This is a genomic window from Kocuria sp. ZOR0020 (genome assembly GCF_000800955.1).
Taxonomy (GTDB): Bacteria; Actinomycetota; Actinomycetes; order Actinomycetales; family Micrococcaceae; genus Kocuria; species Kocuria subflava.
Window position 1 is genome coordinate 1 of record NZ_JROX01000446.1, and the last position, 230, is coordinate 230.

Consider the following 230-nt stretch of genomic DNA (forward strand, 5'->3'; position numbering starts at 1 on the left):
TCAATCGTCTTTCAGCTAGTGATTCAAAAGATGTTATCATACTTCTTCTTCAACGAAACCTAAAGCTAACAAAGCTTTATATTCCTCGCTCCCCTCTTTAACTTCAAGAGCATCTTGCTCGAATTTTGTTAATTGTTTAGACTGTCCAGCATAATATAATGCAGTTCCTCCGCTACTATCAGAAAAGTTATAAAACTTAAATTTAGGTTCAATAACTTCATAACCGTTAA

1 protein-coding gene is annotated in these 230 nt (G+C 33.5%); it reads right to left on the bottom strand.

Going from position 1 to position 230, the window contains the following annotated elements:
• Window positions 1–36: 36 nt before the first annotated feature.
• A partial coding sequence (locus L979_RS16550; RefSeq protein ID WP_047692915.1) for a hypothetical protein occupies window positions 37–230 on the bottom strand: 194 nt, incomplete at its 5' end.